Source organism: Massilia sp. W12 (assembly GCF_037300705.1).
Classification (GTDB): domain Bacteria; phylum Pseudomonadota; class Gammaproteobacteria; order Burkholderiales; family Burkholderiaceae_D; genus JACPVY01.
Map to the genome: position 1 here is coordinate 4,325,528 of NZ_CP147776.1, position 15,614 is coordinate 4,341,141.

11 protein-coding genes are annotated in these 15,614 nt (G+C 59.3%); 9 read left to right on the forward strand and 2 right to left on the reverse strand.

What is annotated here, in order from left to right:
* The first annotated feature begins 27 nt into the window (after nt 1-27).
* From V8J88_RS17475 to V8J88_RS17500, 6 genes are all read left to right on the forward strand, one after another.
* Nucleotides 28-594, forward strand: coding sequence for a DUF4390 domain-containing protein (locus V8J88_RS17475; RefSeq protein ID WP_338845509.1), 567 nt, complete (start codon nt 28-30; stop codon nt 592-594).
* On the forward strand, nt 591-2,846 hold the full coding sequence (locus V8J88_RS17480) for an ATP-binding protein (protein ID WP_338845510.1): 2,256 nt from the start codon (nt 591-593) through the stop codon (nt 2,844-2,846). Before V8J88_RS17475 ends, V8J88_RS17480 begins: the two co-directional genes overlap by 4 nt.
* A gap of 185 nt (nt 2,847-3,031) precedes the next feature.
* On the forward strand, nt 3,032-3,712 hold the full coding sequence (locus V8J88_RS17485; RefSeq protein ID WP_338845511.1) for a response regulator: 681 nt from the start codon (nt 3,032-3,034) through the stop codon (nt 3,710-3,712).
* 11 nt (nt 3,713-3,723) lie between these two features.
* Nucleotides 3,724-4,095, forward strand: coding sequence for a GTPase (locus V8J88_RS17490; protein ID WP_338845512.1), 372 nt, complete (start codon nt 3,724-3,726; stop codon nt 4,093-4,095).
* Nucleotides 4,096-4,159: 64 nt separating this feature from the next.
* Nucleotides 4,160-4,969 carry a class II glutamine amidotransferase gene (locus tag V8J88_RS17495; protein WP_338845513.1) on the forward strand — a complete coding sequence of 270 codons (810 nt, stop codon included), beginning with the start codon at nt 4,160-4,162 and terminating at the stop codon, nt 4,967-4,969.
* Nucleotides 4,962-6,104 (forward strand): BMP family ABC transporter substrate-binding protein, encoded by a 1,143-nt coding sequence (locus tag V8J88_RS17500; protein WP_338845514.1) that lies wholly within the window; start codon nt 4,962-4,964, stop codon nt 6,102-6,104. Before V8J88_RS17495 ends, V8J88_RS17500 begins: the two co-directional genes overlap by 8 nt.
* A 65-nt stretch (nt 6,105-6,169) precedes the next feature.
* Here the strand turns inward: V8J88_RS17500 and V8J88_RS17505 are convergent, their stop codons facing one another.
* Nucleotides 6,170-6,463 (reverse strand): hypothetical protein, encoded by a 294-nt coding sequence (locus V8J88_RS17505; RefSeq protein WP_338845515.1) that lies wholly within the window; start codon nt 6,461-6,463, stop codon nt 6,170-6,172.
* 324 nt (nt 6,464-6,787) lie between these two features.
* Between V8J88_RS17505 and V8J88_RS17510 the strand changes: the two genes are divergently transcribed.
* From V8J88_RS17510 to V8J88_RS17520, 3 genes are read left to right on the forward strand one after another with little or no spacing between them, the layout of a single operon-like run.
* The gene (locus V8J88_RS17510; protein WP_338845516.1) at nt 6,788-7,741 is read left to right on the forward strand and encodes a MoxR family ATPase; all 954 of its coding nucleotides are present in this window, start codon (nt 6,788-6,790) and stop codon (nt 7,739-7,741) included.
* Nucleotides 7,719-9,056 carry a DUF58 domain-containing protein gene (locus tag V8J88_RS17515; RefSeq protein ID WP_338845517.1) on the forward strand — a complete coding sequence of 446 codons (1,338 nt, stop codon included), beginning with the start codon at nt 7,719-7,721 and terminating at the stop codon, nt 9,054-9,056. The genes V8J88_RS17510 and V8J88_RS17515 overlap by 23 nt, the downstream gene beginning before the upstream one ends.
* Nucleotides 9,053-10,990: a DUF4129 domain-containing transglutaminase family protein gene (locus V8J88_RS17520; RefSeq protein ID WP_338845518.1), complete on the forward strand. Its 1,938-nt coding sequence runs from the start codon at nt 9,053-9,055 to the stop codon at nt 10,988-10,990. The genes V8J88_RS17515 and V8J88_RS17520 overlap by 4 nt, the downstream gene beginning before the upstream one ends.
* Here the strand turns inward: V8J88_RS17520 and V8J88_RS17525 are convergent.
* The gene (locus V8J88_RS17525; protein WP_338845519.1) at nt 10,963-15,576 is read right to left on the reverse strand and encodes a PAS domain S-box protein; all 4,614 of its coding nucleotides are present in this window, start codon (nt 15,574-15,576) and stop codon (nt 10,963-10,965) included. The genes V8J88_RS17520 and V8J88_RS17525 overlap by 28 nt on opposite strands.
* Nucleotides 15,577-15,614 lie beyond the last annotated feature (38 nt).

Sequence of the window (15,614 nt, forward strand, 5' to 3'; positions counted from 1 at the left end):
GGAGTTGATTCATCCACCCCATTTCTCATGCTCAGAATTCTCTTGCCTTTGCTGCTGGCGCTTGGCTTGCTGATGCAAGCCGGGGCGGTCTATGCACAAGACGGAATTGAAGTGCGCAATGCGCGCCTGGAATTGGCGGAAGATGGCTGGCGGCTGGCTGCGGCCTATGATCTGGATTTGAATCACGGCCTGGAAGACGCCTTGAACCGTGGCATTCCCCTGTATTTCACAACAGAAGTGGAAATCACCCGCCCGCGCTGGTATTGGCTGGATGAAAAAAACGCCAGCGCCAAACAAACTTTGCGCATCAGCTACAACGTCTTGACGCGCAAATACGCCGCTGGCGTGGTCGGCAATGTGCAGCAAAGTTTCAACACCCTGGAAGAAGCCCTGCTGGCCTTGCGCCGCCCTGCGCGCTGGACTATCGCCCCGCGCGCCAGCCTGAAAATGGGCGAAACCTATAATGTTTCCCTGCGCATCGGCCTGGATTTGCAGCTGATGTCCAAACCTTTACAGGTGAACGCCTTAAATAACAGCGATTGGCGGTTTGGCTCTGATCGCAAAAACTTCAGTTTCAAGGCGGAAGAAAAGTGAGCCGGCGTTTCCGATATGCCCTGGTGCTGGGTGGCGCGGTTTTGGTGATTTTGCTGTTTCTGCTCGCATCCGCCTCTGAAAATTCCGATTTCTTTGAAAAAAACTATCCCTGGCTGCTGGGCTTGAATGGCCTGGTCGCCTTCGTCCTGCTGTGCCTGGTCTCGCTGCTGCTGATCCGGCTCGGACGGCGCTACCGCCAGCAAAAATTCGGCTCGCGCCTGATGCTGCGCCTGGTCTTGCTGTTCGCCACCATGGGGATTGTGCCCGGCGCCTTGATTTACCTGGTCTCGGTGCAATTCGTCTCACGCTCGATTGAATCCTGGTTTGATGTGCGGGTGGAGTCAGCGATTGAATCCGGCTTGAATCTGGGCCGCGCCGCGCTGGACACCTCATTATCTGAATTGAGCACGCGCGCCCACCATATGGCGCTCGATCTGGCCGATTTGCCGCTATCCGCCCAAACCACCACCCTCTCGCGCCTGCAGGAACAGGGTCAGTTCTACGAAGCCACCGTATTCAACGCCAATGGGCGCGTATTGACCAGCGTTGGCGAAAAAATGAATTTAAAACCGGAGCAGCCCAGCAGCGCCATGTTGCGTGAGGCGCGCAGCTCGCGCGGCTTTGCCGCGATTGAAACCGGCAATGAAGTGGTGGATAAAGAAGCCAAGCCCGGCAGCCTGCGCTTGCGCGTGGTGGTGGCCCTGCCCGGCTCAACCAGCACCAGCAGCCTGCAAAATGAGCAACGATATCTGCAATTGCTGCAACATGTGCCCGGCGCGCTGGCCTCCAATGCGGAAGCGCTGCGCCTGGCCTCGAATGAATACCAGGTACGCTCACTGGGGCGCAGCGGTTTGCGCAAAATGTACCTGGGCACCCTGACTTTAACCTTATTGCTGGCGATTGTGGCGGCGATCGGCAGCGCGTTTTTAATCGCCAGCAATTTCGCCAAACCGCTGCTGCTGCTGGCGCAGGGCACGCGCGCAGTGGCCGATGGCGACTTTTCCCCGCGCCCGATTGTCGCCACCAATGATGAATTGGGCACCCTGACCAAATCCTTTAACGCCATGACCAGCCAATTGCAGGATGCGCGCATCGCGGTCGAAAACAACCGCGCCGAGCTGGAGCGCGCCAAGGCGCACTTGGAATCCGTGCTGGCGAATATGTCAGCCGGGGTGATGGTGCTGGATCGCCAATTTGTTCTGCTCAGCTGCAATGATTCAGTGTCGCGCATTTTGCAGCATGATTTTGTGCAGCATCTGGGCCAAACCCTGGACAGCATCGCCGGCCTGAATCCCTTTGCCGCAGAAGTGCAAAAAATGTTTATCGAGCAAAGCGCCGTGGCCGACGGGGCCGGGGTGCACTGGCAAAAGCAAATCGAGATTCCGCGCCAGATCGGCGACGACGAAACCGACCACGACATCACCCTGCTGACGCGCGGCTCACATTTGCCGGCCCCGGCAGGCTCGGGCTATATCCTGGTGTTTGACGATATTTCCGGCCTGATTTCAGCGGAACGCTCGATCGCCTGGGGCGAAGTGGCGCGCCGGCTCGCGCATGAAATCAAAAATCCGCTGACCCCGATTCAATTGTCGGCAGAACGCTTGCAAATGAAGCTGGAAGACAAGCTGATGCCGGCGGATGTCGATCTGCTCAAACGCGCCACGAATACCATTGTGAATCAGGTTTCCGCCATGAAACGGATGGTGGACGATTTCCGCAATTACGCCAAAACCCCGCCCGCCGTACTCATGCCGCTGGATTTGAACGAATTGGTGGCCGAAGTGCTGAATCTGTATAACGCCGGCGCCGAGCATGAGACCGTGCAAGTGAATCTGGCCCCGGCTTTGCCGCTGATCATGGGCGATGCGACCCAATTGCGGCAAGTTATCCATAATTTGCTGCAAAATGCGCAAGACGCCTTGAGCGATCTGAAAGACGGGCGGGAACATTTTGTCGCCATCGGCACCGAGGAAGTGCGCTACCACGCCACCAATGGCGAAGAGCGCAGCGCGGTGCGGCTGGAGGTGCGCGACAATGGCCCGGGCTTTCCGCCAAACATCCTGGCGCGCGCATTTGAGCCGTATGTCACCACCAAGGCGCGCGGCACCGGACTGGGCTTGGCCACAGTGAAAAAAATCGTGGATGAGCATGGCGGCCGCATCGAATTGCAGAACCGTCATGATAATGATGGAGAAACAGAAATCAGCGGCGCAAGAATCCTGATACTGCTGTTAAAATTGGCGCCGCAGTAAGACTGTCAACAGTAGAACATTTAGCCGGACGAACTGCAGTACAGGCCGGGAAATCATGTAGAATACGTGCTGCCTGTTGGTCACTGTGCAACAGTGGCCCGGTGGCTGCAACAAGAAGAAGCATGAAGATTGCCGCAACAGCAGCAATACGGCAGTCCTGATTCAAACGGGGAAGGCATACAGAGATGGCAAACATTCTGGTCGTTGATGATGAAATGGGTATTCGTGAATTGCTCTCGGAAATCTTGAGCGATGAAGGCCATGCGATTCAAACCGCCGAAAATGCGCAGCAGGCGCGCGATATCCGTGCGCAAGGCGCACCCGACCTGGTCTTATTGGACATCTGGATGCCAGATACCGATGGCGTGACACTGTTAAAAGAATGGCAGCGCGATGGCTTGCTGACCATGCCGGTGATCATGATGTCAGGCCACGCCACCATCGACACTGCGGTGGAAGCGACCCGCATCGGCGCCTTGAATTTCCTGGAAAAGCCGATTTCCATGCAAAAACTGCTCAAGGCAGTGCAGCAAGGCTTGACCAAGGCAGCGGAAAACCGCCCCGCCAATCCACGTCCGGCGGCGCAATTCGGCCCGGAAGTAATCCACGGCAATTATGTTCCCAACGGCATGCTGCGCGGCGCCAATCTGGCCGATCTGCATCAAATCAGCCTGTCTTTCGACCTGCCTTTGCGCGAAGCGCGCGATGCTTTCGAGCGCAAGTATTTTGAGCACCATTTGCAGCGTGAAGGCGGCAGTATGACGCGGGTTGCTGAAAAAACCGGCTTGGAACGCACCCACTTGTACCGCAAACTCAAGCAACTCGGGGTGGAGCCTGGCAAACTGGCGAAGAAAGTCGCCACCTGATTTCATCCGCCTTGCCGCATCCCACCCCTATTCCACTCTGGCTGTGCGCCGCCGCTGACAGCGCACAGCTGGAATCGCGCCTGCTGGCTTTTTTCACCGCCGCGCCATCGCCCTCGGCCCTCATGATTGAAGGCTGGCCCGGGCCACAAGCCCATCTGCTGGCTGAACTGCCGCATCTGCAAATCGTGCGCTTGGCCCCGGCCTGTCTGTGCTGCGCCGGCAATCTGAGCATGCGGGTGCAACTCAATCGCCTCTTGCGCAGCCGCCAACCCTTGGCGCGCCTGGTGCTGGCGCTGTCAGATCCCGGCCATTTACCGCAGTTGGCGGCCCAGCTGCAGGAGGCGCAATATACAAAGTGGTTAGCGCCGCCGCAAATGTTGTAATCTGCTTGCTGCCGGCAAAAAATCGATTCAGGATTTGCGCCATATTCAACAGAAAGGAAGCGCGATGTGTCAATTGCTTGGCATGAATTGCAATAACCCGACTGACATCGTGTTCAGCTTTTGCGGCTTGCTGCCGCGTTCAGGCAAAACCGACCACCATGGCGATGGCTGGGGCATTGCATTTTTTGAAGGGGCCGGCGTGCGTCATTTTGTTGACCGCGATCCCGCCATGTCTTCGCCCTTGGCGGATTTTGTCAAAAGCTGGCCGATCAAATCGCAAAACGTGATTGCCCACATCCGCAAAGCCACCCAGGGCGAAGTAACGCTGGAAAATTGCCATCCTTTTGTGCGCGAGTTGTGGGGACGGTATTGGGTGTTTGCGCACAATGGCTGCTTAAAAGATTTTCAGCCGGTATTTGACGGGCCATACCGCCCGGTCGGCACAACCGACAGCGAACGCGCGTTTTGCCTGCTGCTGCAAAACCTGCGTCGCGAGTTTGCCGACACCCGCCCGGCGCCTGCGGTGTTAAGCGCGTTTTTACGCGCACAATGCGCACAGTTAGCGCAATTTGGCGCTTTTAATATGATGCTCTCGGATGGCCAGTCGCTATATGTGCACTGTTCCACCAATTTGCATTACATCGTGCGCCGCCATCCTTTCAGCCGCGCCCAGTTGGCCGATGAAGATTTGCAAATCGATTTCGCCGCAGTGACGCAGGAAAGCGATCAGGTGGCAGTGATCGCAACCACGCCTTTGACCCGTGATGAAATCTGGTGTCAAATGTCGCCCGGTCAGTTTTTGCAATTTGTAGATGGGGCCCCGGTCATGTTACCGGCGGCTGATTCCAATTTTCCCGGGGAAACTCATGTTTGATGCTTTCAAATTGTCCGCGCTGGCCGTGCTGGCCAGCCTGAGTCTGGCCGCATGCGGCGATAAAAACACTGCGCCGGCTTCGACCTCCGCTGCAGCCGCCAGCGCAAGCGCACCGGCCAGCGCCGCCGCCGGCGCTCCGCTCAAAGTCGGCTTTGTGTATATCGGCCCGGTTGGCAGCGCAGGTTGGACCTATGCCCACGATCTCGGGCGCAAAGAAGTCGAAGAGAAGTTCGGCGCACAAGTCAAAACCACTTTTGTCGAAAGCATTCCCGAAGGCGCGGATGCCGAGCGCGTGTTCCGCGATCTGGCCGACAATGGCCACAAGCTGATTTTCGGCACGACTTTCGGCTATATGGAAGCGATGCAAAAAACCGCGAAAGCCTTCCCGGATGTTAAATTCGAGCACGCCACCGGTTATAAAACTGCGCCGAATATGAATTTCTACGATTCGCGCACCTATGAAGGCGCGTATCTGGCCGGGGTGATCGCCGGCAAAATGACCAAGAGCAAGAAACTCGGCGTGGTGGCCTCGATCCCGATTCCTGAAGTGATCCGCAACATCAATGCCTTCACCCTGGGCGCGCAAAGCGTGAATCCGGCCATCAGCACGCGCGCAGTGTGGGTAAATAAATGGTTTGATCCGGGCAAAGAGCGTGAAGCCGCGCTGACCCTGATCGGCCAGGGTGTGGATGTGCTGATTCAAAACACCGATTCGCCGGCGCCGATTCAAGCGGCGGAAGAAAAAGGCGTGTTTGCCTTTGGCTGGGACTCGGACATGTCGAAATTCGGCCCGCGCGCGCACCTGGCCTCAGCCGTAATCAACTGGGGGCCCTATTATAAGAAGACGGTTGGCGATGTGCTGGCCGGCACATGGCAGCCCGGCAAAGTCTGGTGGGGCTTGAAAGAAGGCGCGGTCGGCCTGGTCTCTTTCAATGCCGCCCTGCCGGCAGATCTGAAACAATTGGTCGAACAAAAGAGCACTGAGATCAAGAGCGACAAACTGCACCCCTTCCAAGGCCCGCTGCAAGATCAAAGCGGCGCGGAAAAAGTCGCCGCCGGCAAGCAAATGAACGACGAAGAATTGCGCGCCATGAATTGGTATGTGAAAGGCGTGGAAGGGGCGATTCCGAAGTAAGCGCGGCAAAGCGCCTGCGGGGCCGCCTTGTGGCGGCCTGGCGGGCAGCTCAGCCAAGATCAAGATCAATGGTGGATCAATGGGATCAATGGGGTCAGACTCGATTGATTTGCGTTCTTCAAAATCAATGGGGTCAGACTCGATTGATTCAAAATCAATGGGGTCAGACTCGATTGATTTACGTTCTTTGCAAAATCAATGGGGTCAGACTCGATTGATTTACGTTCTTTGAAGCTGAAATCAACGCTCATAAAGCATGGCGCCCAGAGGGCCACGCAAAGCAAGGCCGAAATGGCTAGGCCGATAAACCCACCCGGTAAAAATGGTGTGTTGCACTGTTGCAGGAAAAAGGCTGCCACGCCGTTCCGCCAATGTGGCCTGTGCGGTTTGTGAAATCAATCGAGTCTGACCCCATTGATTGAGTCTGACCCCATTGATTTCAGGAAAAAGGCTGCCACGCCATCCCTCCAATGTGACGTGTGCGGTTTGTGAAATCAATCGAGTCTGACCCCATTGATTTGCGAAATCAATCGAGTCTGACCCCATTGATTTGTGACCCCATTGATTTGCCTGCCCCCATTGATTGACCCCATTGATTTGCCCAAGCAGCGCGCGCCTGCGCCAAGCGGCCTGCGCTGCGCTTTGGCGTACAATGACTGCACCACAGTCTTTCCGAAACGCCCATGTCCAGCTCCCCTGAATTTGTCGCCGCCCGCCTCTGCTGGGATCAGTTATATCAGCGCTTGAATCAAGTCATTCTCGGACAGCCGCTTACCTTGCGCAAATTGCTGGCGGCGCTGGCGGCTGGCGGGCATGTTTTGCTGGAGGATGTGCCCGGCACCGGCAAGACCACGCTGGCCAAGGCGCTGGCGGCGGCGATCGGGGCCGATTTCAAGCGCGTCCAGTTCACGCCCGATCTGTTGCCGGCGGATATTCTCGGGATGTCGATTTTTGAGGCGGCCAAACAACAATTTGAATTCCACCCCGGCCCTATTTTCACGCAAATCCTGCTGGCCGATGAAATCAACCGCGCCACCCCGCGCACCCAGTCCGCCTTGCTGGAAGCGATGGCGGAAAACCAGGTCAGCCTGGATGGGCGGCAATATCAAATGGATGCGCTGTTTTTTGTGGTGGCGACGCAAAATCCGGTCGAGTTCCGTGGCGCGTACCCGCTGCCGGAAGCGCAAATGGACCGTTTTGCCCTCAAATTGGCGCTGGGTTATCTGGATGCGCAAAGCGAAACCGCGATGGTCGAAGCGCGCCATGCCGGCGAAGCCTGGAGCGTCTTGCCGCCTTGCGTCACACGCGAACAAATGCTGGGTTTGCGCCAGGCCGTGCAACAGGTGCATATTGCGCCCGAACTCACGCGCTATGCGGTGGAACTGGTGCGCGCCACCCGCACCATGCCCGAAATCCGGCTCGGCGCCGGGCCGCGCGCCAGTCTGGCCCTGGTGCGCTGCGCCAAGGCGCTGGCGCTGGGCAGCGGCAGTGATTTTGTCACGCCCGACCATGTGCAAGCGCTGGCCTGCGATGTGCTGGCGCACCGATTGGTGCTCAGTACCGAAGCGAAATACAGCGGGGCCGATGCGAGCGCCCTGGTGACGCGGATTTTGCATGAAACTCCGATCCCTGTTTAGGCGCCGCCTGCTGCGTCATTTTTCCCTGCTGTCCGGCTTTCAGCACAAAGTCCGGCTGCGCTTCACGCGCAGCGGCATGCTGCTGCTGGGGGCCGCGCTGACGTGCGCAGTGCTGGGCGTGAATACGCGTCAAGTCTTGATTTATCAATTGTTTGCTTTGTGCGTCGGCCTGCTGTTCTGCGCCTGGCTGTGGACTTTGCGCTGGCCCTGGCGCAAAGCGCTGTCTGAACAATTGCAGGTGCAACGCCACTTTCCGGCGCAAGCCAGCGTCGGCCATCTGGCCCATTTTCATTACGACATCCACTGGCGCGGCGCGCATACCCTGCATGATGTGCGCCTGCTGGAACAATGCCACGATCCGCGCCCCAGTCCGGCCCAATATGCGCATGCGATTGAGCCGGGCGCAGAGCGGCGCAACTGGTTTGACCGCGTGATCGGCTATTACCGCTGGGCTTGGCTGGTGCGCATGAACCGCATCGCCGATATCGCCGAAGTGCATCTGCCGCCGCTGGCCCCTGGCGCCAGTTTGTCGCTGGACCATACCTTTATCCCCTTTGCGCGCGGCCATTTGGTGCTGGTCGGGGTCTGGCTGGCGCAAACCGATCCGCTGGGATTGATGCGGCGCCTGTATTTTCTGGAATTGCGCAGCGAATGCCAGGTGTGGCCGGCGCCGCTGCTGCAAGCGCTGCCGGCGCTGCCGCAATCACGCCGCGCGCAAGCCGACAGCAGCCACGGCCTGACCGGCGATGGCGAAGAATTCAGCGGACTGCGCGACTACCGTGCCGGCGACAGCCTGCGCATGGTGCACTGGAAAAGTTTCGCCCGCCTCGGGCGCCCGGTGGTGAAAGAATTTGAGAGCGAATTCAGCACCCGCTTTCTGCTGGTGGCGGATAGTGTGGCGGCCCCTGCCGGCGTACTGTTTGAGCACGCCATCAGCCTGGCCGCCGGCGCCATCTTGCAATTTGATGTGGAGCGCGATTTGCTCGATTTGCTGTATATCGAGCAGCACTGCGCGCTGGCCTGCGCCGGGCCGGGGGCGATGTCGCGCCAGGCGCTGTTGCACATTCTGTCCGGCTTGCGCGCCAGCCGCGCGCCGCTGCTGCCGATGCTCAACGCCATGCTGATGTCGCGCGCCGCCGGCTACAGCGCCTGCCTGTATATCGCGCAAAGCTGGGATGAGGAAAGACGCCATATGCTGCACCGCCTGCAGCGCCAGGGTTTGTCCCTGCATGTGTGGCTGGTCAGCGCGCAGGCGCCGTCCGATTTGCCGGCCTGGGTCAGCTGGCGTCCCTGCGAACCGCTGGAGGCGGCATGAAGACCTTTCCCGGCCTCATGCTGGCCGCCACCCTGCTGTGGGGCTGGCAGGGCCATCACCTTTTGCTGGCGCTGCTGCTCGGCGCCCTGCAGGAAGGCGCGCAATGGCTGGGCCGGCGCGCGCCGCTGACTTTGCGCGCCGCCGCTTTGCAACAGGCGGCGCTGGTGGCCAGCGGGGCCGCGCTGCTGCTGCTGATCTGGTTATGGAGTAATGACAATCCGCGCGAAGGCTTGCCGCTGATCGCCTGGTCGCCCTTGGCCGCGCTGCCGCTGGCGCTGTATGTTTTACGCACGCAGGGCGACGGCATTGCGCGCAGCATGCTGGACGGTAAGCCACAGGCGCATGGCGCGCCGCCCTTGTATCCCGGCCCGCTGTGGCTGGGCTGGTGGCTGTTGGCCGCCGGCGCCAGCAGCCACCAGGGAGTCTGGTTTTACCCGGCGGCTTGCCTCATCAGCGCCTTTGCGCTGTGGCCGCGCCGCCCGGCGCGCGTGGCCCCTGCGCTGCTCATGCTGGCGCTGGCGGCGGCTTGCGGGCTGGGCGTGCAACTCGGTTTGCAGCGCTTGCAGGGACATGTTGAAGAATGGGCCATGCGCTGGATGATGCGCCAGCCGGAAGATGGTTTGCGCAGCCAGACCGCGCTTGGCCATATCGGCGCCTTGCATTTATCGGATGATGTGGTGCTGCTCTTGCGCGCCAAACGCTTGCCGGCGGGGCCTGTGCTGTTGCAGCAAGCCAGCTATAACGTGTACCAGGACACGGTATGGAAATTGAGCGGAAACAACAGTTATCGCGATGTGCCGGCGGGGCCGCAGCCTGGCGCCTGGCGCCTGCACAGCGCGACGCCGCAAAATGACTGGCAGATCCAGATGTGGAGCGGGACCGCGCAAGTGCTGCTGCCGCTGCCGCCGGCCAGCCAGGAAATCCGCTTGCTGGAGCAAAGCACGCCCTGGCTGCGCCTGTCGCGCAATCCGCTCGGTTCGCTGCAAGCCGTGCTGCCGCAAAACGGCTATCTGCATTACAGCGTGCAAAGCGGAATGCACGAACAGGGCGCGCTGGCGCCGGGGCCGAAAGATATGCAATTGCCGGAACGCGAACAAGCCTTATTGCGCCAGCTGGCGCAAGAGCTGGGACTGGCGCAACTGCCACCGGCGCAGCGGCTGGCGCATCTGCAAGCCTGGTTTGCGCGCCAGTTCCGTTACAGCACCTGGCGCAGCGATCAGCACGGCATGTCGCCGCTGGCCGATTTTCTGCAGCGCGCACGCACGGGACATTGTGAACACTTCGCCAGCGCCGGCGCCTTGCTGCTGCGCGCCAGCGGTTTGCCGGCGCGCTACATCACCGGCTATTCGGCGCAGGAAGAGGATTGGCTCGGCCAGGGCCTGTTGGTGCGGCAGCGCCACGCGCACGCCTGGGTCAAAGTATTTTATGACGGCCACTGGCGCGATTTCGACCCCACCCCGCCAGACTGGAATCAAGCCACCCCGCGCAGCAATTGGGAATGGTGGAACAGTTTCTGGTTCAGCCTGAAAAGCGCCTGGCAGGAATCGCATGTTCCGCTCTGGCTGTGGGCTGTGCTGCCGCTGCCTTTGCTGTGGCTGCTGTGGCGGCGGCGCGCTGGCGCCGGGCCGCAGCAAACAAGCGCCACACAGTGGCGCGCCAGCACTCCGCCCGCGCTGTTGCAAGCGCTGCAGACTTGTTTGCAGGATATCGGCCTGGGCCGTCCGCCGCATGAAAGCCTGCAAGCCTGGGGCGCGCGCATCGCCAGCGCGCTGCCGCCGGACTGCGCAGCCCAATTGCAAGCCCTGCTGCACAGCTACAGCCAGGCGCGCTACGGCGCAGCGCAAAACGCCGCCGGTGATTGGGAGCAAGCCTGCCAGGCGTGGCTGGCGCGCTGGCGCGAAGCGCTTTACGCCACCGCCGCCAACCAGGGATAACGCGCCAGCTCGGTTTCAATTTGCGCCAACACCTGCATGATGGTGGCGCATAAATCTCTGACTTGCTCTACGCTTTGCTGCTCACTCTGCTCCAGTTCCTGACACAGCTGGGCCAGCCCGAAGGCGCCGACGGTGCGCGCGGAAGATTTCATGCGATGCCCCAGCTCACGGCATAAGGCCAGATCCTGCGCCACCAGCGCGGCCTGCAATTCGCCGATCGTCGCTGTGCTGCTGTGCATGAAATGGCCGACAAAGGTGCGCAGCTTTTCCGGCTTGGCGCCGACCATGTTTTGCAACTGGCGCAAATCGATAATTTCGCTATCCTGCGGCAAGAGCATTTCCGGCATCATGGGCGGCGGCGCCGGGGCCGGCGTGGGCGAGGTTGGCGCACCCTGATCCAAAAACCGCAACAGGGTGTGGTACAGCAAACCCGGCTGCACCGGTTTGCTGACAAAATCATGCATGCCGGCGGCCAGACAGGCTTCACGGTCTTGCACGGTGGCGTTCGCGGTCAGCGCAATCACCGGCAGCGTGGCAAAGCGGGGGTCAGCGCGCAAGGCGCGGCAGGCGCTCAGGCCATCCATATGCGGCATTTGCATATCCATCAAAATCAAGCCGGGCAGTTTGCCGTTTTGCGCCGCCTGCTCCAATAATTCCAGGGCCTGCTCGCCATTTTCGGCCAGCATCACATCGATGCCGACCTGTTGCAGCATTTCAAGCGCCACTTGCTGATTAAAAGGATTATCTTCCGCCAGCAAAACCCGGCCACCCTGCAAGCGCTTGCGCAAAACTTGCAGATCGCAACCGACCGTCGCAGACAAGGGGCTGGACGTGAGCGGGGTGTCGTCCGCAGCTTGTTGGAAAATCACGGTAAACCAAAATGTGCTGCCAAGCCCGGGCGTGCTTTCGACATAAATTTCACCGCCCATCTTGCGCACCAGGCTGCGTGAAATCGCCAGCCCCAGCCCGGTGCCGCCGAATTCGCGGGTGATCGAAGAATCCGCCTGCTGAAAACTTTGGAACAGTTTTTGCACCCCATCGCGGCTGATGCCTATGCCCTGGTCGCGCACATCAAAGCGCAATTCACAGCTGTTCTGTTGACGGCTGAGCAAGGCGGCGCGCAATTCAAGCGTGCCGCGACTGCTGAATTTGAGCGCATTGCCGCACAAATTCAATAAAATCTGACGCAAGCGCACCGCATCGCCCAGCAAGATCCGGGGCAAGTCCGGCGCATATTGCAAGCGCAGCTGCAAACCTTTTTCTTCGGCCCGGGTGGCAATCAGCGACAGGACGTTTTGCAACAAATCTTCCAGTCTGAAGGGTTCGCTTTCCAACTCCAGCATGCCGGCCCCGATTTTGGAAAAATCCAAAATGTCATTGATGATGCCCATCAAATGCTGGCCGGCCATATGGATTTTTTCCAGATAGTCGCGCTGGCGCGCATCAAGCCGGGTCTGCAAGGCCAGATGGGCCATGCCAATCACCCCGTTCATCGGCGTGCGGATCTCATGACTCATATTGGCCAGGAATAAATCCTTGGCGCTGCTGGCTTCTTCCGCCACCCGTTGCGCCTGCAAAGCCTGGGCGGTGCGCTCGCCCACCAGTTTTTCCAGGTTTTCACTCCAGCTGCGCAAATCATTTTCGGCGCGCTTGTTTTCCGTCATATCCACCGCCACGCCAATCAGATAAGCCGGCTCGCCGCTGGTAAACACCGGGCGCAAATACATGCGCAAATACACCTCTTGCGCGCTTTGCGCATGCTCCATCACGATTTCCTGCTCCAGCAAAGCGCCGCTCTGCCAGGTGTGGCGCTGCAAGCTTTGCAAAATCTGGTATTGCTCGGCGCGCAGCGCGTCTTTGCCATCGCAGTTCTGCAAGCGCGCCAGTTTGCAACCGCTGAGCTGCTCAAACACGCGGTTGATGAGGGTGAAGCGGAATTGCGGATCGCAAATGAAAATCGCCACCGGACTGGCTTCGATGATGTGCAATAAGCGTTCTTCGCTATCGCGCAGCAAATCGGCGGCGCGCTTGCTTTCGGTGATGTCGGTGAAACTGCTGACCACTAAATGCGCGCGGCCAGACTGGTCGCGGATCGGCTCGGCGTTGACTGACAGCCAGCGCAAACCGCCGCCGCTGCGCTGCAAGCCCAGCACGCGCGCGCGCACCGGCAGCGAAGTGGCGAACACTTCGTCCGCCGGAAAATGCGCCACCCCGCCATCTTCTGCGCACAAGCGCTGGTTGGCTGGCAATTGGCGCAGCTCGCTTAATTCCAGCATATCCTGCGCCGCCATATTCGACTCCACAATCACGCCGCGCGCATCTTGCAAAATCACGCCATTGGTGATGGCGTTAAACAGGGAATCAAGCCGCTCTTTATGCGCACGCAAATCGAGCACCGCTTCATGCCGCTCTGTCACATCGGTCAGCATCGCCATCGCGCCATTCATATTTCCTTTGGCGTCCAACACCGGGGTGGCGGCCATAATCACCCACAAGACCGAACCGTCTTTGCGGCTGAATTTCAAGTCCATGCGCTCTTTGCTGCCCTCTTCCATCTGGGCCAGAAATTTGCGCGCGATTTGAATCCCCTCTTCGTCCATGAAATCGGTCAGCGGACGGCCACTGATCTCAATTTCGTCATAGCCCAGCATGCGGCACAAACGCTGATTGACAAAGGTGGTCTTGCCGCGCATATCAATCACCCACACGCCTTCGACTGCGGTTTCGACAATCCGCCGGTAGCGCTCTTCACTGCTGCGCAAATCACTTTCCGCACGCTCGCGTTCGCTGATGTCGCGCACCGTTGTCACCACCATCTTCTGGCCGCTGATTTCCAGCATGGAAAGCGTGATTTCAACCGGAATTTCACCGCCGCCCTTACGCGCCGCCATCACTTTGCGCTGCCCCGGGGCCATTTTGCGCGCCCCGCCTTCCGAGGTGAAATTGGCGCGCAATTTGACGTGCGCTTCGCGCTTTAACAAAGGCGCCAATAATTCCACCTGCTGGCCGCATAACTCACCCGATTCATAGCCGAATAATTGCAATGCGCTGCGGTTGGCGAATTGAATCTGGCCATGACCATCGACCATCAGCATGGCTTCCGGCGAAGCTTCCAGCAAGCGTTGCATCTGTTCCTGCTCCGCCTCTTTGCGCTGGGTGATGTTGGTCAGGGTGCCGTTCATCCGCTGCGGCTTGCCATCCGCGCCGCGCTGCGCGACTCTGCCGCGCGACATCATCCACAGCCAGCGCCCGTCTTTATGCTGCATCCGGTATTCGCTGACAAACACCGGCTCTTCGCCGTCCGGCATCGGGCGCGACAGAAAATACCGGCGCACCCCCTCCGCCATCTGCTGCCGATCTTCCGGGTGCACCAAGCGCTTCCATGCGTCGGGGTCATCCGGGAAATCGGCATCGCAATATCCCAGCATTGCTTTATAGCTGTCGGAATAGGTCACCTTGCCCGCCACATTGTCCCAGTCCCAAACCCCGTCGCCGGCGCTGGCCACCGCCATATGCAACCAATCAGCGCGCTTTCGGTGCGCTTCCAATTCCAGCTGTTGTTGCGCATTGCTGCGCTGGGTTTGCAGATGGCGGCGGCGGTAATACTGGCTCATCGCCAAACTCAGCGCCAATACCAGAATGGCCGCGCCGATGCTGGCGATACTTTGCCAGGACCAGGTTTGCGGCGCTTCTTCATATAAAAAACCATCCAGTGGAAAATCCTGGCGCAACATGCCAAGTTCGGCATACACATTCGCGATCTGCTTCCAGCGCAAATGATTGGAATAGCCCATTTCCACCAGGCGCGGTTGCAATAAGGCGTCCATTTGCTGCGCTTCATACATCAGCTGTTCGCGCGTCATGCGCTTGCTGTATTTTTGCAAAATCAGATCAACGATTTCATCCGGATGCGCCATCGCGTACTTCCAGCCGCGCATGCTGGCGGCGCGGAATTTGCGCACCAGCTCCGGTTTATCGCGCAACATTTTTTCGGTGGTAAACAGATTGTCGCCATAAAAATCAATCCCCACGCTGCGCGGGGAAAACATCAGATATGGCGTGGCCTGCTTGTCCAGCCAGTACATGGCGTCGGTGACATAGGCGCTCATCGCATCCACCCGGCCCGCTTTCAAATCCTGCACATTGAAGCTGTGTTCAACCCGCTGCAAACCATCCAGCGGCAGATTCATGCGTTTGAACAAGGCGTGAATTTCTTCATCATGCTGGCCCAGCATCACTTGCCGGCCCAGCAATTGCTCAATCCGTTTGACGCCGGAGGCTTGCCGCACCAGCAGGACATTGGGGGAATGTTGAAAGATAGAGGCCAGCAAAACCACCGGGCGGCCACGTCCGCGCTGTAATAAAAGACTGCTGTTGGCGACGCCAAACTGCGCGCGCCCGCTCAAGACTTCTTCTTGCTCATCGTAGCCGGGACGCGCCTCTTTCAGCGTTACATCCAAACCGGCTTCACGAAAAAAGCCTTTTTCCTGCGCCGCGTAATATCCGGCGAATTGAAATTGATGCAGCCATTTCAGCTGCAATACCACTTGCTCCGCCGCCAGCGCCGGAACAAGCGCGCACCACATGAGGCACGCTGCGCAAGACAGGCGCAGCAGGAAACGCC

Coding starts and splice junctions, on each gene's coding strand:
- V8J88_RS17520 (WP_338845518.1), top strand. CDS start 9,053: ATGAAGACCTTTCCCGGCCTCATGCTGGCCGCCACCCTGCTGTGGGGC.
- V8J88_RS17510 (WP_338845516.1), top strand. CDS start 6,788: ATGTCCAGCTCCCCTGAATTTGTCGCCGCCCGCCTCTGCTGGGATCAG.
- V8J88_RS17475 (WP_338845509.1), top strand. CDS start 28: ATGCTCAGAATTCTCTTGCCTTTGCTGCTGGCGCTTGGCTTGCTGATG.
- V8J88_RS17485 (WP_338845511.1), top strand. CDS start 3,032: ATGGCAAACATTCTGGTCGTTGATGATGAAATGGGTATTCGTGAATTG.
- V8J88_RS17500 (WP_338845514.1), top strand. CDS start 4,962: ATGTTTGATGCTTTCAAATTGTCCGCGCTGGCCGTGCTGGCCAGCCTG.
- V8J88_RS17515 (WP_338845517.1), top strand. CDS start 7,719: ATGAAACTCCGATCCCTGTTTAGGCGCCGCCTGCTGCGTCATTTTTCC.
- V8J88_RS17495 (WP_338845513.1), top strand. CDS start 4,160: ATGTGTCAATTGCTTGGCATGAATTGCAATAACCCGACTGACATCGTG.
- V8J88_RS17525 (WP_338845519.1), bottom strand. CDS start 15,576: ATGTGGTGCGCGCTTGTTCCGGCGCTGGCGGCGGAGCAAGTGGTATTG.